A 17,541-nucleotide genomic window follows, 5' to 3' on the forward strand; every position below is an offset into this window, starting at 1 on the left:
GGAGTTTTGCCAATGGAACATGTAAAATGCGAATGCGGTCATGTTAATCCACATGGGACTTTTTTTTGTGAATCATGCGGAAAACCGCTTGAGGAAAATACAGAGAAGCGACTTTTGGACATGCGCTATGAAGGGAGCGCGCGCCGTTCCCAAACATATAATAAGACCATTATCGATAAAATTTGGGCGTTTTTCTCTTCCGTGAAGGTCGGAGTGGCGCTTATTGTTATTACACTCATCGCCTCAGCGATCGGAACGATTTTTCCACAGGAAATGTATATTCCGCCGAACGTCAGCCCAGCTGAATATTATGCCGATCAATACGGATGGGCAGGAAAATTATATTATAAGCTCGGATTTAATAACTTGTATAAGTCATGGTGGTATATGCTTTTAATTGCGTCAATCGGCGTATCGCTCGTCATTTGCAGTTTAGACCGTGTGATTCCGCTCTATCGCGCGTTGAAAAAACAAGGCGTCACAAGACATCCGAACTTTTTGCGGAAGCAGCGGTTATTTAGTGTTTCAAAAGTCGATGATGCCGATGATGTGCTAAAACGCGTGAAAGAAAAATTGGCGCAGCGCCACTACCATATCCGTGAAGAAAACGGCAATATTTTAGCAGAAAAAGGTCGTTTTTCCCGCTGGGGCCCTTATGTCAATCATATCGGATTAATTATTTTCTTAATTGGAGCGATGCTTCGCTTTGTTCCGGGAATGTATGTCGATGAGGTGCTGTGGATTCGCGAAGGAGAAACAAAAGAGATTCCCGGTACACAAGGAAAATATTTTTTAAAGAACGAAAAGTTTATTTATGAGACATATGAAAAAGGAAAAGAAAATGAAGTGTTTAATGCGGCGATTGATCGCGTCGGCAACGGCACGGTAGCAAAAAATTACCAAACGAACGTTGTACTCTACAAACGTGTCGGTCCTATTGTCGCCGGTGAAGAACCGAAGCTGCAAAAAATAAAAGAGTATAAGATACGTGTCAACGAACCGTTGAAATATGATCATTACGCGCTATATCAAGTCGATTTTAAACAAAACGAGCCGTATAAAATGGCGTTTCAATTAATGGATAAAACGTCGGGAAAATCGTTTGGCACTGTCGTTATTGATTTGCACAATCCAAAATCTTCCTACGACCTTGGCAACGGTTATCGGGTAGAACTATTAAGCTATTTCCCTGATTTTTATTTTGATGAGGAAGGGAATCCGGCTACAAAATCAAAAATTCCAAACAATCCGGCGTTCGTGTTTAAAATGTTTACCCCTGATAAGCCGAAAGGGGAAGTAAGCTTTGTGGCCATTCAGCAAACGATTGAACCGTTTGGGGATAACAAGTATAAAATGAAGTTTGCTGGATTAGAGACGAGAAACGTATCAGGACTTACTGTGCGCCGCGACTTTACGCTTTGGATTTTAGGCGTTGGCGGAGCGATCTTTATGATTGGTCTCATCCAAGGAATGTATTGGAACCATCGCCGCATCTGGCTGCAGCGCGTCAATGGCGAAGTATGGCTTGCTGCGCATACGAATAAAAACTGGTTTGGTTTAAAAAATGAAATTCGCCGCATCCTTGACGGAACCGGATTAGCAATGCCAGAGGACCAGGCGGATGAGGAGACAAAAGCGGGACAAGGAGGGCAAGTGCATGGCGCAGCTCAGTAGCACGTTACTATATATTGCTTTTATTCTTTACTTGATTGGAACGTTCTTTTTCGGCGGAGCGATTCGCGATAAAAGAAAGGAACAAACGGGAAAAAATCGCTGGTCACAACTTGGAATTATCACGGCGATTATCGGTTTTCTGTCTCAACTAGGCTACTTTATTACACGGTGGATTGCAGCGGGACATGCCCCGGTCAGCAATTTGTTTGAGTTTACTACCTTTTTTGGAATGATGCTTGTCGCCGCCTTTATCATTATTTATTTTATTTATAAAATAAGCATTCTCGGCTTATTTGCGCTGCCAGTCGCCTTATTGGTGATCGCTTACGCCAGCATGTTTCCGCGCGAAATTACGCCGCTGATTCCGGCATTGCAAAGCGACTGGCTACATATCCATGTGACCACTGCCGCGGCAGGAGAAGCAATTTTGGCTGTCAGCTTTGTTGCCGGTCTCATTTATTTGATTCGTGTCGTCGACCAGTCCAAGCCAAGCAAGCGAACATTTTGGCTGGAAGTCGTAATGTTCTGCTTAATTACGACGCTCGGCTTTGTGCTTGTATCAACATCATTCACCCTTGCGGATTATGAAGCAAAATTTACGTGGATCGATAAAAGTCGGCAAAAAACGGAAGCAGTTTATCATATGCCTGCGTTAGTCGGGCCGCATGAAGGAAAGCTAGTGAAAGAAAGTGCCGATCGTTTTGAGCCGCTGGTGTATATGCCGGCAATCATCAATGCGAAAAAATTAAATACGGTGATTTGGTCGCTAATCGGGGGCACGATTTTATATGCATTGCTCCGCCTCATATTGCGGAAGCGGATCGCCGCCGCCTTGCAGCCGCTTGTCAAAAACGTAAACTTAGATTTAACGGATGAAATCAGTTATCGCGCGGTCGCGATCGGATTCCCCGTATTTACGCTTGGAGCGCTCATTTTTGCGATGATTTGGGCGCAAATTGCGTGGACTCGCTTTTGGGGCTGGGACCCGAAAGAAGTATGGGCGCTTATTACTTGGCTGTTTTACGCCGCGTTTTTACACCTTCGCTTGTCAAAAGGATGGCACGGTGAAAAATCGGCATGGCTTGCAGTCATTGGTTTTGCGATTATTATGTTTAATTTAGTCGCGGTTAACTTAGTGATTGCCGGGCTGCATTCATACGCCGGAACATGACGAAGCAGCGTAACTGGGATAAAAGGATGCCCCGAGGTTTGGGCATCCTTATTTTACAATAATGTGGATAAATGCCATGAATTTTTGTACAATAGTGAACAAGGGAGGATGTTCTATGGATAAAGATCAACAAGTCAAAATTTTAGTAGTAGATGATGAAGAACGCATTCGGCGCTTACTAAAAATGTATTTAGAGCGCGAAAATTATATCATTGATGAGGCCGATAACGGCGATGACGCGCTCGAAAAAGCGCTCGAAAACGACTATGATGTCATTTTGCTTGACCTCATGCTGCCAGGGAGGGACGGCATTGAGGTATGCAAAGGAATTCGCGAAAAGAAAGCAACCCCGATTATTATGCTGACAGCAAAAGGGGAAGAATCGAACCGTGTTCAAGGGTTTGAAGTGGGGACAGACGATTATATTGTTAAGCCGTTTAGCCCACGCGAAGTCGTATTGCGCGTAAAAGCGCTGTTGCGGCGTGCAGCGAATACAATGTATGTTCTTGCTGACACGACCGCAAAAGATGTGCTCGTTTTTCCACATTTAACAATTGATAACGATGCCCATCGCGTAACGGTTGACGGTCAGGAAGTGAATTTAACTCCGAAGGAATACGAGTTGCTTTTATTTTTAGCAAGATCTCCAGATAAAGTATTTGACCGTGAACAGCTATTGAAAGAAGTATGGCATTACGAATTTTTTGGCGATTTGCGCACGGTAGATACACATATTAAACGTTTGCGTGAAAAGTTGAATAAAGTCTCCCCAACGGCGGCAAAGATGATCGTAACCGTTTGGGGGGTTGGCTATAAATTTGAGGTAGTGAATGACTAATGTGGCTTTTTCGCAGCGTAGTCGGGAAATTATGGGTTACTATATTATTGCTCGTTTCGTGTGTGTTATTTGTTCTTACGATTCTTTTATTGAAATTTTTTGAAAATTATTATGTGCAAGAAGCGGAAAAAGAATTAACTCAGCTAGCAACAAAAATATCGGAAGTAATGCATGATTACGAAGACGAAAAACTGGCCCGTTCCATTGCATGGACGCTTGTCGGTAATATGTCTAAAGCTGTTATTTTTGTTGATTCATCGCATTACTGGTATTCTCCTACAAACGATGAATTGCGGGATCTGCCGTTATCATTCATTAAGCAAGATAAAGATTTGCGAAAAGTATTGACAGAAGGAAAAAACGTAAAAAAGAAAACCTATTTGCCAAATGTACAAACCGGCAGAAGTCGATATAGCAGTGAAGTGATTATTGTTGGCGTGCCGCTTGAAATGGCAAATGGAAATCGGGGCGGAGTATTTATTTACCAATCATTGCAGGCAATTGAAGATACAACAAGGCAAACGAAAAAATTAATTTTTCTTGCGGCATTTATCGCCATTGTGTTAACAACATTTTTTGCCTTCTTCTTATCAACTCGTATTACCGCTCCATTGCGAAAAATGCGGCAGGCGGCGTTTGAAGTGGCGCGTGGCAAGTTTGATACAAAGGTGCCAATTTTAACGGATGATGAAATTGGCGGCTTGGCGATGGCGTTTAATCAGATGGGAAGACGGCTGCAGTTTAATATTAATGCCCTAAATCAGGAAAAAGAGCAGTTGGCAAGTATTTTAAGCAGTATGGCCGATGGAGTTATTACATTTAATCGCGATGGCGAAATATTAATTACGAATCCACCTGCGGAGCGGTTTTTGCAAGCATGGTATTTTGAGCAAGGAAACGGTGCGGAAACGATGGCTCCGCTGCCGCCGCAAGTAAAAGAGTTATTTATTCGTGTTGTCCGCGAGGAGAAAGAGCAATCGATCGAATTGTCGCTACAAGGACGGACATGGGTGATTTTAATGACGCCGCTTTACAGCAAAACGACTGTACGCGGTGCGGTAGCGGTGCTGCGCGATATGACGGAAGAACGCCGCTTGGATAAACTTCGCAAAGATTTTGTCGCCAACGTTTCTCATGAACTGCGCACGCCGATTGCGATGCTTCAAGGGTACAGCGAAGCGATTATTGATGATATTGCGGCAACGGATGAAGAAAAGAAAGAGATGGCAAAAGTGATTTACGACGAATCGTTGCGCATAGGCCGTCTTGTCAATGACTTGCTTGATTTGGCGCGCATGGAAGCGGGTCATATTACATTAAATTACGAAACCGTCCAGCTCGCTCCGTATATTGGGCGGATTATTCGCAAATTTCAAGGGCTAGCAAAAGAAAAGCAAATTGATTTGTCCGTGGAGTTTAAAAATGAGGATATCCAAATTACGATGGATCCAGACCGGATTGAGCAAGTTTTGACGAATTTAATTGATAATGCGATTCGTCATACGGATAAAAACGGGATGGTCAAGATCATTGTTGAGCGAAGCGGAGACGGCGTCACGATTCATGTCCAAGATTCCGGCTCCGGCATCCCAGAAGAAGATTTGCCGTTTGTGTTTGAACGCTTCTACAAAGCGGATAAGGCGCGTACGCGCGGCCGCTCGGGAACGGGATTGGGCCTTGCCATTGCGAAAAATATCGTTGAGGCCCACAAAGGGACGATTTCCGTTCATAGCAAGCTTCATGAAGGAACGACGTTTACGTTTTATTTGCCAGACGGCCCGCATGAAGCATAATATGCCCCTTGCCTAAGCAGCGAGGGGCTGTTTTTTTGATGGCGAAACGAAAAAGAAAAGGGAAGCCAATGGTGAGTATTGGTGCGTTTATTTCGAATGATACAAAATATATAGTGGTATAGACAACTAGATGATATGATGTTAATATAATTATACAGAAAGAAGGTGCAATAATCAGTGAAACGATGCTTGCTTAAAAATGCGGTTATATATGCGGAAACAGGAAAAATCGAGCAGGGATATGTGCTGACAGAGGGAGACAAAGTGATTGAAGTAGGGCCGATGTCCTCATGCCCAGCTTCTAGTGAAGCAGAGGTGATAGAGCTTGACCCAAGCTTCTCCATTGTACCAGGGTTTATTGATGTCCATATCCATGGAGCATCTGGAGCCGATGTAATGGATGCGACAGACGAATCGTTGCGCACAATGGCAAAAACATTGCCAAAGGAAGGAACAACAAGTTTTTTAGCGACGACGATGACCGCACCGATTGCGGATATTGAACGTGCTTTGCAAAACGTTGCGCAATATATATATAGAAGCAATCCACCTGGAGAAGCAGAGGTGCTTGGCATTCATTTAGAAGGTCCATTTATTTCTCCAAAACGCTCGGGAGCGCAGCATCCAAAAAATATTATTGAACCAAATATCGAATTATTTCAAAAGTGGCAGAACATCGCGAATGGACATATTCGCCTTGTCACGCTGGCGCCGGAAGAAAAGAATGGATTGGCGCTTGCGGCATACTTAAAAGAAACTGGTGTCGTCGCCTCGATCGGTCATTCCGATGCGGTTTACGAACAAGTAACCGCCGCCATTCAATCAGGAGTGACCCATGCCACTCATTTATTCAACGGCATGCGCGGTATTCATCATCGCGAGCCGGGAGTTGCCGGAGCGGTTCTTATGCACGATGAAGTTGTATGTGAACTAATTGTCGATGGAATTCATGTTGCGCCGGAAATGGTTCGTTTTGCGTACAAAATGAAAGGCAGTGATGGCCTCATATTAATTACGGATGCGATGCGCGCGAAATGTCTCGGCGCCGGTATATATGAACTTGGTGGCCAAGATGTCATTGTTCAAGGAGAAAAAGCAACATTACGAGATGGCACGTTGGCTGGAAGCATCTTAAAATTAGGCGATGCGGTGAAAAACGCCATGTCTTTTACCGGATGCACGCTGGAAGATATTATCAGCATGGCTAGCTGGAATCCAGCAAAGCAGTTAGGCGTTTCAGACAAAAAAGGAAGCATCCGCGCCGGGAAAGATGCTGATCTTGTCGTATTAGACGAACAGCATCATGTTGTGATGACGATATGCCGTGGTAAACTTGCCTATTCAAAATAAAAAAGGGGGGATCGGACGATGAAATTAATTGAAGCAGCCAACTACGAAGAGATGAGCCAGAAAGCGGCTGACATCATTATTGCCCAGGTAAAGGAAAAGCCTGATTCCGTTCTTGGTCTTGCCACGGGATCGACAATGCTTGGCACATATAAACAATTAGTCGAGGATCATCGCCAAAACGGAACATCTTATCGAAACGTTCGTACGGTCAATTTAGATGAATATATTGGTTTGTCGCCCGATCACCCGAACAGCTATCGTTACTATATGAATCAACATTTATTTTCCCATATCGATATCCCGCTTTCGCAAACATATATTCCAAATGGAGCGAGCGATGATGTGAAAGCGGAATGTCAGCGCTATGAACAGCTAATTGAAAATTTGGGAGGAATTGATTTACAGCTGTTAGGAATTGGAAGAAACGGACATATTGGTTTTAATGAGCCGGGGACATCGTTTTCGACACCGACGCATGTAGTCGAACTGGCGCCGTCAACCCGGCAAGCGAATGCTCGCTTTTTTCCATCTTTAGATGATGTACCGCGCCAAGCGATTACAATGGGAATCGCAACGATTATGAAAAGCCGTCATATATTGCTATTAGCGTCGGGAACGGCGAAAGCGCCAATTATGGCAAAGCTGTTCGAAGAAACCGTGACTACAGATGTGCCGGCATCGGTGCTTCATACTCATCCGAACGTCACGGTGATTGCTGATCAAGATGCATTGTCGCTTGTACCAGATGAAAAACGAAGGGTGTATGCAAAATGATTAGCAAAAACTCACCGCTTCCTATCTACTATCAATTAGAGCAAGGAATTAAAGAAATGATCGAAAAAGGGCAGCTCAAGCCGGGAGAAATGATTCCGTCCGAGCGGGAACTGGCGGAAACATACGATATTAGCCGAATGACTGTTCGGCAGGCGATCAATAACTTAGTGAATGATGGATATTTAGTAAGAAAACGCGGCAAAGGAACATTTGTTGCCGCGACAAAAATCGAACAGCCGTTGAAAGGGCTTACAAGTTTTTCAGAAGATATGCGCGCGCGCGGCATGGAACCTGGAACAAACGTGCTCGATTTCAACATTGTTCCTGCCAGCACGTCATTAGCACAGCTTTTGGACGTCCGCGAAGGAGCGGATCTTTACGAAATCCGCCGCGTCCGTCTTGCCGACGGGCTGCCGATGGCACTCGAAACATTATATATTCCATGTATGCTTGTTCCTCATTTAACCTACGAAATTGTAATCGGTTCCGTTTATGATTTTATTGAAAAAGAATTAGGGTTGGCCATTCAATCGGGCGTGCAGGTAATTGAAGCTTCCGTCGCCCGCAAGATGGAGGCGGAGCTGTTGCAAATAAAGGAAGGTGCGCCTGTATTGCTCATGCAGCGCAGAAGTTATTTAAATAACGGACGGCCTCTAGAAGTCGTCAAATCGGTTTATCGCGCCGACCGTTACAAATTGACGATTGAGATGGAACGCTGGAGCAAAACGGCTCGGTTTTGATTTTGCCTGCCTAACCAAAAATCCGAAAAGCCATACGTATATTCCCATGGCAAGATCGCCGCTGCGATAAAATGAACGACATTTTTACGCCATGAATGAAACTTGTTGTTCTTTTGTTACGTATATTTTTAATAAAAAAGGAGGAAAATCATATGTTTTCCCGGTCTCCAACTTGTTCCGTCTGCGGGAAGCCGATTGAAAAAAATGAACCTATCTACGTGCGCATGAGGTATCCGGTGTACAGAGGAATGGTAGAAATTAAGGCTTTCCTTCAGCAAGAAGGGACCATTATTTGCGATGGGTGTTTCTCGCAAAAAACAAATAATCATGAAAAATGAGAGGAGCTATACTATGTTTGGAAAAGTCGCCGCCGATGTGCTTGGATTAAGCGATATCGGCTCGGTTATTAAACCGGAAAACTATGATAAAGTCGATGCCGATGATTACGTGATGCATGAAGACGGGGAAAAGATTTATTTCTTAATTAAATCGAAGTCGGATGAGTATTGCTTTACCAATAAAGCGCTTATTCATTTGGATGGCACGAGCGCGACAAGCAAAAAACGCGTATTGCGCCGCTATGATTATTACAAACATACGATTTCCGACGTGTCGCTCGAAACGGCAGGCACGGTCGATTTAGACGTGGAGATTAAGTTTAAAATCGGCGCCCATGCCTATTCGATTGACGTCCATAAAAAGCATTTAGAAGAACTAAAAGATTTATATAAATCGCTGCTCGCCATCTCTGAGCTTTGCCATGAAAACAAAACGAAGCTCGAGTACGCGCATAAAAGTTTGGAATTGACGGCAAACGTATTCGGGCGAGTGAAAAGTGACACAAATAATTTCGTTGCCGATTTCAAAGCGGTGAATGAACTCGCGTTTCAATGGCTCGTTGACGCGAAAACAAAATATACGGTGAAAGACTTCGGCTTTGTGTTTGAACGGTATATTAATAATTAATTGTAGTAACCCCCGGATCGCTAAAAGTTCGGGGGTTTGAATGTCTTGAAAACAATGAAACTTTGAATTTTTTATTGCCAAACGATCTTTCTTCCTTTAATATTATAACTGTCAATTGTTCGACAATTTTATACAATAGCGGCAAGGTGCCGAATGGAGCGATTCGCTCTTAATGGCTTAATAGGGAATCTGGTGAAAGTCCAGAACTGTCCCCGCAACTGTAAATGCTGACGAAATGAAATCGCCACTGTACGGTGGAATGGCAAGCGCCGTTTGCCGTATGGGAAGGTTCAGAGTAGGATGAAGCATGAGTCAGTAGACCTGCCTTGTTCGCTTATGGTTTCCTATCTTCGGGGGGTGAGATGAGGAAACGGCAACGGTGGCTGCCTTCGTGTATACATATTGCCGTTTCTCGCTCATTCCGAGTTAGGAATGAGTTTTTTTATTTTACATAAAGAAGGGGGAACAAAAAATGAAAAAATGGAAACAGTATGTCATGTTGCTCGTATTCATCCTTACATTCGGCTTCTTGTTTGGATGTAATGGAGAGAACGCAAGTAAAGAGCCTGCAAAAAAAGAAGAACCGAAAACGGAACAAGCGGCGTTTCCGGTAACGGTAAAAGATGGATTAGGCGAGGATGTAACGATACAGTCTGAGCCAAAAAAAATCGTTTCCTTAATTCCAAGCAACACAGAGATTGCCTATGCGTTGGGATTAGGAGACAAAATCGTTGGCGTCAGCGATTTTGATAACTATCCGGAAGATGTAAAAAATAAGGAAAAAATAGGCGGCTTGGAGTTTAATGTAGAAAAAGTTATTTCGTTGAAGCCAGATTTAGTACTTGCCCATGCGTCTAGCGCACATAACTCGAAAGATGGGCTTCAGCAATTAAGAGATGCGGGTATTGCTGTATTGGTTGTCCATGACGCGAAAACGTTTGATGATGTATATCATTCAATCGAATTAATTGGCAAAGCGACAGGAACTGCGGACAAAGCACAAGAAATCATCCAAAATATGAAAACAAAATTAGAAGCTATAAAAGAAAAAGCAAAGCAAATTAAAGAAAAAGATCAAGCAAAAGTATGGGTCGAAATATCACCAGCTCCAGAAATTTATACTGCTGGAAAAGGAACGTTTATTGATGAGATGCTCCAGGCGATCTCCGCGAAAAATGTCGCCGGTGATTTAGAAGGGTGGCCGATGGTTACGGAAGAAAAAGCGGTCGCGTACAAGCCGGATGTCATTATTACAACATACGGCGGAGCGAAGCAAGTGTTGGACCGTCCTGCTTGGAAAGATGTCCCGGCGGTGAAAAACAAACGGGTGTATGATGTAAATACAGACTTAGTAAGCCGTCCAGGTCCACGTTTGATCGAAGGAGTAGAGGAACTTGCAAAAACAATTTACCCGGATATTTTTAAGTAATATATGGATGTATGCAGTTGCAATAACGGTCGTTATTACTTCGCTCTTGCTGGGGATATCGATAGGTTCTCTATCGATTCCCTTTTCTACTATTATCAAGATTATTTTTTCGATCTCGTTTGGGTTGCCGTTGCCCGGCGATGTTCCCGATGATCTCGTGCAAATCGTGATGGCGATCCGCCTTCCACGCGTTGTGCTCGCGTTTCTTGTCGGGGCGTCGCTGGCGGTCGCGGGAGCGGCGTTTCAAGGGCTGTTAAAAAATGCGCTTGCCGATCCGTATACGCTCGGCGTGTCGTCAGGTGCTTCCGTCGGCGCTGTTTTTGTCATTTTCTTCGGTATTCAATTGCCGCTATTTGGTACATTTACGCTTCCTATTGTCAGCATTATATTTGGCCTTGTGACGCTCGTGCTTGTTCTTTTATTTACACGAGCGGTGGAGCGAAAAATGTCCGTAGAGACCATCATCCTAGTTGGAATTATGTTCGGGGCGTTTTTCAGCGCGCTTATTTCATTAATGATTGCGCTAACCGGAGAAGAATTGCGGCAAATTATTGCATGGCTGATGGGGAGCGTAGCGATGCGCGGCTGGAAATATACGATGATGATGCTTCCGTTTTTTCTCATCGGAGTGATCATGCTGCTTTTTAATGCGCGCGAACTGAATGCTTTTGCGTTTGGGGAGTCGGCCGCTATGCATATCGGGGTCGATGTGTTGAAGCGAAAAGTGATGATTTTAACCGGTGCTTCGCTGCTAACCGGCGCGGCGGTGTCTGTTTCCGGAACGATCGGTTTTGTCGGATTGGTCGTTCCACATATGGTTCGCCTCGTCTGTGGTCCGAACCATCGCCTTCTGTTGCCGCTTTCCCTATTGTATGGCGGTGCCTTTCTCGTTCTTACTGATTTATTGGCACGTACGATTATTTCGCCGAGAGAATTGCCAATCGGCGTAATTACCTCATTGATTGGCGCACCTTTATTTGCACTACTATTTTTTCGAAGAATGCGAAGAAAGACGTGATGAATGTGCTTGAAGTAAACCATGTTTCTTATCACTATCATCGTAAACAAGTGCTTCATGATGTAACGTTTACCGTAACAAAGGGAGAAGTATTTGGGATTTTAGGGCCAAATGGGAGCGGGAAAACGACCTTATTGAAACTGTTAAGCAAGGAGTTGTTATTACAAAACGGAAGTATAACAGTAAACGGCCGGCCGCTTCGTTCTTTTTCGCAAAAAGAATGGGCTCGTTTTGCCGCGGTGCTTCCGCAAACGGTTGATGCGGCATTCGGATATACGGTAAAAGAAACAGTGGAACTTGGAAGATATGCCCATCAAAGCGGTCTATTTCCGACATGGACGGAAGAAGATGAACAAGCGGTGAAAACAGCAATCGAAGAAGTTGGGCTAATGGAAAAAGCAGAAGAAGGGATTGACCGTTTGAGTGGGGGAGAACGTCAGCGTGTTTATTTAGCAAGAGCGCTTGCGCAGCAGCCTCAGCTTTTATTGCTAGACGAACCGACCAATCATATGGACATTACCCAGCAAATGAAGCTATTGGACCAGCTTGTCCGCTCGGCGAAGGAAAAAGCGTTAACGGTTATTGCGATTTTTCATGATATTAACATCGCTAGTTTATATTGTGACAGGCTTTTAATGTTAAAAAACGGGGAGGTAGTCGCGCTAGGGACGCCGGAAGAGCTGATGGAACCTGAGCTTTTCCGTTCTGTATTTCACGCGTCCGTAAGCAGGCAAGCACATCCGACCGTCTCTAAACCGCTTATGGCGTTTTTACGGGAATGGAAATTTCCGATATTACAACATAACGAACTGCGCGAACGATTCGCGTGGAAAATGTTGGAGGACTGCGTCGTTGTAACCGCAACCGAGCCGCTTAAGGTGTTATCTTCCGCGCTTGTCGGATCAGGCTTTCAATGGGCGACTCATTTTGTCAATCGTCAAGTTTCAAAAGATTATGATTGCGAAGATGCGGAAACGGAAATGAAACATTATTTACGGCGCCGCGGCTTTCCCGTCCAAAAAACGATTGGAATGATGACCGCTGTTTCTGTCGAAGATGCCGTCTGCATGTATGAGAAACATGATGCGTTTTCTGTATGGGCCGTCGTTACCGCTGGAGTAGGAAATGCCGTTGATGCCGCACAAGCATGGAAACGAGAGGAATTAAGCCAAAAAGTCGGTACGATTAACATTATGGTATTTATCGACGGAACATTGACGGATGCTGCCTACGTGCAGGCTTTAATGACGGCGACGGAAGCAAAAACAAAAGCATTATACGATGAAAAAATTGTTGATCCTGAAACAAGCACCTATGCAACAGGAACATCGACGGATTGCATCGCGATTGCCGCGACACAAACGGGAGCAACGTTTCCTTATGCTGGAACGATCACACCGATTGGAAAAGCGATCGGGCGAACCGTTTATGAAGCGACAAAGGAAGCCCTTCGCCGTTATAAACAGCGGAGGGAATCATTGTGAGTCATCTTTTGGCGATTGCTCTGGCGCTTGTGCTGGATTGGTTGCTTGGCGATCCTCGTTGGCTTCCGCACCCCGTGCGTGGAATCGGATCATTCATTTCCTTTTTCGATAAACGGCTTAATCAAGGGCGATATCGGCGGATGAAAGGGATTATTACCGTCGCGGCCGTAGCAGGAATGGTTTACTGCTTGGCGTCTCTTGTTGTATATATCAGTTATTCTCTTTCATGGATATTTGGCGTTATGATGGAAGCGGTCCTTATTTTTACGACGATTGCGACAAAAAGTTTACAAGAAGCTGCCTGGAATGTGCTTATTCCTTTAGAACAAGGAAAAATCGAAAAGGCCCGCCGCGAATTAAGCATGATTGTCGGCCGGGATACAGATAATCTTGACGAACCGGAAATTGTGCGCGCTTGTGTAGAAACGGTGGCGGAAAATACGAGCGATGGAATTACCGCGCCGTTGTTTTACGCTGTCATCGGCGGGGCTCCATTGGCGCTTTTTTATCGGGCCGTAAATACGTGTGATTCGATGCTCGGCTATAAAAATGAGGCGTATCGCGAATTCGGTTGGGCGTCAGCGCGTTTGGATGATGTGGTCAATTATGTGCCTGCTCGTCTTACGGCGATGGTGATGATATTTATCCATAGCGGAAAGCGACTTCGTCATTGCTTGCGGGTGCTTTTTCGCGACGCTCCCAAGCATCCAAGCCCAAACAGCGGATGGCCGGAGGCGGCGATGGCGGCGCTTTTAGGCGTGCAGCTTGGCGGAACGAACACATATAACGGAATCGTTTCGCACCGGCCGACGATCGGCGATCCGCTCGTTCCGCTAAAAAAAGAACATATTCGCCATGCAGTGCGGATTATGCTCGTTACGGTTTTATCGTTTGCGATATTGCTGTTCATAGGAGGGATATTGATTGAATTTGCCAGCACATGGAGCAAATCCCCGCCAATTATATGAGCATCTTGGGATTCCAATTCCAGAAACTTACGTTGATTTTAGTGTCAACACAAATCCATATGTATTGCCGCTGTCGCTTTGGCCGAAACAAGCTGATTTTTGCAGTTGGACGATGGAATATCCAGACCCGGATGCTTCTTTATTAGTTGATTTACTTGCGCGTATCGAAGGAATCGCACCGGAGCAAGTGCTGATTTCCAACGGCGCTTCGGAATGCATTCATTTGCTAGGACAATTATTTTCACGGAAACGAATTGGAATTGCGGAACCGACGTTTTCTGAATATCGCCGCGCTTGTGAGGCTCACCATTGTAAGATCGTTTCGATTGTCTCGAATGAGGAAAGCAACTGGAAATATAATCTAAGTGAGTTAACAACGTTATTAGGGGATGTTGATGCTTTCTTTTTATGCCATCCAAACAATCCAACCGGAACGGTGATGACGGAAGAAGATCTATATACGTTGCTTGTGGCAGCGGAGAAGGCAGAGACATTTGTTGTCATCGATGAAGCGTTTTATCATTTTTGGATCGATGGCTTTACCGCATTGCAGTGGGTGAACGACTTTTCCCATCTGATCGTTTTGCGTTCATTAACGAAAATCCATCATTTAGCCGGGGCGCGTATCGGCTATATGGTTGCCAATAAGGAAGTCATTGCGCAAGTAAAAGCATTGCAGCCGCCATGGAGCGTAAGTAGACTTGCCCAGCAGCTGGCGTTGCATTTTTTGCCGATGAACGAGTTTGTCGCACAAACAAAGCGGATGATTGCCAGTGAACGGGAGCGAATAACGACGACATTAAGCGATTATGGGTATTATGTTTCGCCATCGGTCGTTAATTTTTATTTATTACGGTTGCCAAACCGTTCCACAGAAGCGCTGCTTTATCATTTATTACAGAAAGGGATTGTGCCGCGCCATACGATGAATTTCCGCGGCCTTGACGGCCATTATTTGCGTTTAGCGGTGAAGACGAAGGAAGAAAACGATCAATTGCTGCATGTGCTAAGGCGGTGGGCGCAATGATCGTGTTTATTAGCGGCGGTGTCCGAAGCGGAAAAAGCCGAATTGCTGAAACTTATGTACAAAAGCTGGCAACTCCAGAAAGTTCTTTACACTATATCGCAACGGCACGAGCGTCTGATGACGAAATGAAACAGCGGATTGATCATCACCAAAAGCGGCGAAAGAAACAACCGATGAAGTGGATCACATGGGAACAGTCGGTGCGGCTTGATAAACTGATTCCTGTTTTTACAAAAAGCGACGTTGTTTTGCTTGATTGTATAACGAACTGGCTTGCTAACGAATTGTTTGCTGATGAAAGCTGGCAAAAGGAAGCGAACTGTTTTCATAAGGCAAGACAAATGTGGATTGTGTTACAGCAATTAGAAAAAGCGTGCAAGGCGTTAATCATTGTCTCGAATGAATTATTTTCTGGAGGAGTCCCGGATGATTTAGGGACATATCATTTTATGAAAACGCTTGGGTGGCTTCATCAACAAATTGTCGCAAACGCTCAAATCGCCATTTTGGTGCAGAATGGCATAGCTGTTGTGAAAAAAGGAGAATCATTGTCATGAAAGCGGTTTGGAGCGGGTTTTTATTGTCTGTTCAATTTTTAACGGTGATTCCTATTCGGAAGCAGATTGATTGGAACGATGCCACGGCACACTGGTCTGTCCGCACATTTCCGCTTGTCGGTGCGCTGATTGGCGTTATTGAAGCTGTTACGTACTTCATGTTTTCTTCGTTTTCTTCTCTTTCGCCGTTGTTTCTTGCGCTTTCCCTCATGTGGCTATCTATTTGGATCGCAGGCGGATTGCACGCGGATGGTTGGATGGATGTAAGCGATGCGTTTTTTTCGTATCGGGATGTAAAGCGGCGTCAAGAAATCATGAGCGATTCGCGTGTTGGAGCGTTTGCGGTATTATCGATTTTGTTTTTGCTTTCATTTCGCTTTTTATTTATGTTTGAAACAATATGTTCCGATTTTGATATATTCCTTATTACCGTTATTCCGGTGTTGTCGAGAACGGCGATGGCATGGTTGCTTATTTATGGAAAACCGGCAAAACAAACTGGTATGGCTGCTGCTTTTCGGGAACATGCCGATCGTTACGATGCGCATGTTGCAATGATTATTGGCAGCTGCTTACTCGCGTGTTTATGCGCCGCCCATTTTTCTGTTTGGAAAACCGTTATATTTTTAGTGTGTGGGACAATATTTGCTGTTTTCGTTGCGCGTTTGTTTTTTGAAAAACAATTTGGCGGCATTACCGGCGATGCGCTTGGGGCGTTTGTCGAAGGAGTGGAGACGTGGCTATGGTGTATGATTTGGCTATTACGTTCATACGTCATGGTATGACGCCGGAAAATGAAGCAAGACGATATATCGGGCATACGGATGTACCGCTTGCAGAGCAAGAAAAAGCGCGGCTTCTTAAAGCAGACTTACAGTTTTTTGCGCCTGTTGATTTGCTTGTATCAAGCGATTTGCTGAGGTGCCGGCAAACGTGTGAGCTGTTGTTTCGAAGTTATTCCGGCGCGAAATTCGAAATGGCGCAATGGCGGGAAATGCATTTTGGCGACTGGGAAGGAAAAACGTTTTTTGAGTTGAAAGAAATAAAAGAGTATCAAAAATGGTTGAATTCCCCGCTTTCGACTGTTCCTCCCAACGGGGAAGGCTATCAACAATTTCAAACGAGAGTGGAGCAAGCGTTGGAACAAACGATCATACTTGCCGAGAAAACAAATGCGAAACATGTCGCCGTCGCCACGCATGGCGGCCCGATTCGTTACGTATTGGAGCGCTACGCTCCGCAAGAACGGTCGTTTTGGGAATGGGCGGTGCCATTTGGCGGCGGGTATACACTGCAATCGACGCTCGAGAGGTGGAAGGAGAAAAAACGATGCATTTCATTGTCGGAGGTGCTTTTCAAGGAAAACGAAAATGGGCGTGCACTTACTACCGAATAACAGAACGGAAAGATGTCGTTTGGTATAACGGATATGAATGCGAATATGGCGAGCCAGATGCGAATATACTCGAACGAATCGTTGTGATGGAAGGATTGGAAGCAGCGATTCGGTGTATTCCAGATTTAGCTTATTGGAAACGCATGTTTCAAATGTGGCATGAGTGGGAACGACAAGGTTCTGGCCGAACGGTTGTGTGGATTGGTTCTGACATTACGCAGGGGGTTGTCCCGGTGGAAAAAGAAGAACGATTATGGCGCGATGTAACCGGCTGGTGTTACCAGCAATTGGTTCAGCTTTGCGACCGCGTCGATCGTATTTGGTGCGGATTAGCAGAACGAATGAAATAAGGGGGA

18 protein-coding genes and 1 riboswitch are annotated in these 17,541 nt (G+C 44.8%); all 18 genes read left to right on the top strand.

Translation table 11 applies throughout. The features are described from left to right. The first annotated feature begins 12 nt into the window (after nucleotides 1-12). Nucleotides 13-1,674: a cytochrome c biogenesis protein ResB gene (resB, locus tag QSJ37_RS15215; RefSeq protein ID WP_285755959.1), complete on the top strand. Its 1,662-nt coding sequence runs from the start codon at nucleotides 13-15 to the stop codon at nucleotides 1,672-1,674. After that, nucleotides 1,658-2,845 (top strand): c-type cytochrome biogenesis protein CcsB, encoded by a 1,188-nt coding sequence (gene ccsB / locus QSJ37_RS15220; RefSeq protein ID WP_285755960.1) that lies wholly within the window; start codon nucleotides 1,658-1,660, stop codon nucleotides 2,843-2,845. The genes resB and ccsB overlap by 17 nt, the downstream gene beginning before the upstream one ends. A 115-nt stretch (nucleotides 2,846-2,960) precedes the next feature. Further along, nucleotides 2,961-3,683, top strand: a complete 723-nt coding sequence (locus tag QSJ37_RS15225; protein WP_285755962.1) for a response regulator transcription factor — start codon at nucleotides 2,961-2,963, stop codon at nucleotides 3,681-3,683. Then, entirely contained in the window at nucleotides 3,683-5,476 is a 1,794-nt protein-coding gene (locus tag QSJ37_RS15230; RefSeq protein ID WP_285755963.1) for an ATP-binding protein, read from the top strand. Before QSJ37_RS15225 ends, QSJ37_RS15230 begins: the two co-directional genes overlap by 1 nt. A gap of 177 nt (nucleotides 5,477-5,653) precedes the next feature. Next, a complete protein-coding gene (gene nagA / locus QSJ37_RS15235) occupies nucleotides 5,654-6,826 on the top strand; it encodes an N-acetylglucosamine-6-phosphate deacetylase (protein WP_285755964.1) in 1,173 nt (390 codons plus the stop codon). A gap of 18 nt (nucleotides 6,827-6,844) precedes the next feature. After that, on the top strand, nucleotides 6,845-7,600 hold the full coding sequence (nagB, locus tag QSJ37_RS15240) for a glucosamine-6-phosphate deaminase (RefSeq protein ID WP_285755965.1): 756 nt from the start codon (nucleotides 6,845-6,847) through the stop codon (nucleotides 7,598-7,600). Next, the gene (locus tag QSJ37_RS15245; RefSeq protein ID WP_285755967.1) at nucleotides 7,597-8,340 is read left to right on the top strand and encodes a GntR family transcriptional regulator; all 744 of its coding nucleotides are present in this window, start codon (nucleotides 7,597-7,599) and stop codon (nucleotides 8,338-8,340) included. Before nagB ends, QSJ37_RS15245 begins: the two co-directional genes overlap by 4 nt. Nucleotides 8,341-8,492: 152 nt before the next feature. Beyond that, complete coding sequence (locus tag QSJ37_RS15250; RefSeq protein ID WP_015864344.1) at nucleotides 8,493-8,678, top strand: hypothetical protein; 186 nt, start codon at nucleotides 8,493-8,495, stop codon at nucleotides 8,676-8,678. 13 nt (nucleotides 8,679-8,691) lie between these two features. After that, on the top strand, nucleotides 8,692-9,306 hold the full coding sequence (locus QSJ37_RS15255; RefSeq protein ID WP_285755969.1) for a PH domain-containing protein: 615 nt from the start codon (nucleotides 8,692-8,694) through the stop codon (nucleotides 9,304-9,306). Nucleotides 9,307-9,434: 128 nt separating this feature from the next. Continuing rightward, nucleotides 9,435-9,649: riboswitch (cobalamin riboswitch) on the top strand. Between the two features lie 129 nt (nucleotides 9,650-9,778). Beyond that, nucleotides 9,779-10,735 carry an ABC transporter substrate-binding protein gene (locus QSJ37_RS15260; RefSeq protein WP_285755970.1) on the top strand — a complete coding sequence of 319 codons (957 nt, stop codon included), beginning with the start codon at nucleotides 9,779-9,781 and terminating at the stop codon, nucleotides 10,733-10,735. Then, the gene (locus QSJ37_RS15265; protein WP_062752781.1) at nucleotides 10,701-11,753 is read left to right on the top strand and encodes a FecCD family ABC transporter permease; all 1,053 of its coding nucleotides are present in this window, start codon (nucleotides 10,701-10,703) and stop codon (nucleotides 11,751-11,753) included. Before QSJ37_RS15260 ends, QSJ37_RS15265 begins: the two co-directional genes overlap by 35 nt. Next, entirely contained in the window at nucleotides 11,753-13,237 is a 1,485-nt protein-coding gene (locus QSJ37_RS15270) for an adenosylcobinamide amidohydrolase (RefSeq protein ID WP_285755973.1), read from the top strand. The genes QSJ37_RS15265 and QSJ37_RS15270 overlap by 1 nt, the downstream gene beginning before the upstream one ends. Beyond that, nucleotides 13,234-14,205 carry an adenosylcobinamide-phosphate synthase CbiB gene (gene cbiB / locus QSJ37_RS15275; protein WP_285755975.1) on the top strand — a complete coding sequence of 324 codons (972 nt, stop codon included), beginning with the start codon at nucleotides 13,234-13,236 and terminating at the stop codon, nucleotides 14,203-14,205. The genes QSJ37_RS15270 and cbiB overlap by 4 nt, the downstream gene beginning before the upstream one ends. Then, the gene (gene cobD / locus QSJ37_RS15280; RefSeq protein ID WP_285755976.1) at nucleotides 14,162-15,232 is read left to right on the top strand and encodes a threonine-phosphate decarboxylase CobD; all 1,071 of its coding nucleotides are present in this window, start codon (nucleotides 14,162-14,164) and stop codon (nucleotides 15,230-15,232) included. The genes cbiB and cobD overlap by 44 nt, the downstream gene beginning before the upstream one ends. Then, entirely contained in the window at nucleotides 15,229-15,789 is a 561-nt protein-coding gene (locus tag QSJ37_RS15285; protein ID WP_081188242.1) for a bifunctional adenosylcobinamide kinase/adenosylcobinamide-phosphate guanylyltransferase, read from the top strand. Before cobD ends, QSJ37_RS15285 begins: the two co-directional genes overlap by 4 nt. Beyond that, on the top strand, nucleotides 15,786-16,574 hold the full coding sequence (gene cobS / locus QSJ37_RS15290) for an adenosylcobinamide-GDP ribazoletransferase (protein WP_285755977.1): 789 nt from the start codon (nucleotides 15,786-15,788) through the stop codon (nucleotides 16,572-16,574). Before QSJ37_RS15285 ends, cobS begins: the two co-directional genes overlap by 4 nt. Then, complete coding sequence (locus QSJ37_RS15295; RefSeq protein ID WP_285756160.1) at nucleotides 16,532-17,185, top strand: histidine phosphatase family protein; 654 nt, start codon at nucleotides 16,532-16,534, stop codon at nucleotides 17,183-17,185. The genes cobS and QSJ37_RS15295 overlap by 43 nt, the downstream gene beginning before the upstream one ends. Continuing rightward, entirely contained in the window at nucleotides 17,119-17,535 is a 417-nt protein-coding gene (locus QSJ37_RS15300) for a bifunctional adenosylcobinamide kinase/adenosylcobinamide-phosphate guanylyltransferase (protein ID WP_285755978.1), read from the top strand. Before QSJ37_RS15295 ends, QSJ37_RS15300 begins: the two co-directional genes overlap by 67 nt. Nucleotides 17,536-17,541: the final 6 nt, after the last annotated feature.

It is taken from the genome of Parageobacillus sp. G301 (genome assembly GCF_030268025.1).
Lineage (GTDB): Bacteria > Bacillota > Bacilli > Bacillales > Anoxybacillaceae > Parageobacillus_B > Parageobacillus_B toebii.

Bases quoted from the DNA above. Each gene is read 5' to 3' on its own strand.
- QSJ37_RS15300 (WP_285755978.1), top strand. From the start codon at position 17,119: ATGCATTTCATTGTCGGAGGTGCTTTTCAAGGAAAACGAAAATGGGCG.
- QSJ37_RS15255 (WP_285755969.1), top strand. From the start codon at position 8,692: ATGTTTGGAAAAGTCGCCGCCGATGTGCTTGGATTAAGCGATATCGGC.
- QSJ37_RS15260 (WP_285755970.1), top strand. From the start codon at position 9,779: ATGAAAAAATGGAAACAGTATGTCATGTTGCTCGTATTCATCCTTACA.
- QSJ37_RS15250 (WP_015864344.1), top strand. From the start codon at position 8,493: ATGTTTTCCCGGTCTCCAACTTGTTCCGTCTGCGGGAAGCCGATTGAA.
- ccsB (WP_285755960.1), top strand. From the start codon at position 1,658: ATGGCGCAGCTCAGTAGCACGTTACTATATATTGCTTTTATTCTTTAC.
- QSJ37_RS15230 (WP_285755963.1), top strand. From the start codon at position 3,683: ATGTGGCTTTTTCGCAGCGTAGTCGGGAAATTATGGGTTACTATATTA.
- QSJ37_RS15295 (WP_285756160.1), top strand. From the start codon at position 16,532: ATGGTGTATGATTTGGCTATTACGTTCATACGTCATGGTATGACGCCG.
- QSJ37_RS15270 (WP_285755973.1), top strand. From the start codon at position 11,753: ATGAATGTGCTTGAAGTAAACCATGTTTCTTATCACTATCATCGTAAA.
- resB (WP_285755959.1), top strand. From the start codon at position 13: ATGGAACATGTAAAATGCGAATGCGGTCATGTTAATCCACATGGGACT.
- QSJ37_RS15225 (WP_285755962.1), top strand. From the start codon at position 2,961: ATGGATAAAGATCAACAAGTCAAAATTTTAGTAGTAGATGATGAAGAA.
- cobS (WP_285755977.1), top strand. From the start codon at position 15,786: ATGAAAGCGGTTTGGAGCGGGTTTTTATTGTCTGTTCAATTTTTAACG.
- QSJ37_RS15285 (WP_081188242.1), top strand. From the start codon at position 15,229: ATGATCGTGTTTATTAGCGGCGGTGTCCGAAGCGGAAAAAGCCGAATT.
- nagB (WP_285755965.1), top strand. From the start codon at position 6,845: ATGAAATTAATTGAAGCAGCCAACTACGAAGAGATGAGCCAGAAAGCG.
- QSJ37_RS15245 (WP_285755967.1), top strand. From the start codon at position 7,597: ATGATTAGCAAAAACTCACCGCTTCCTATCTACTATCAATTAGAGCAA.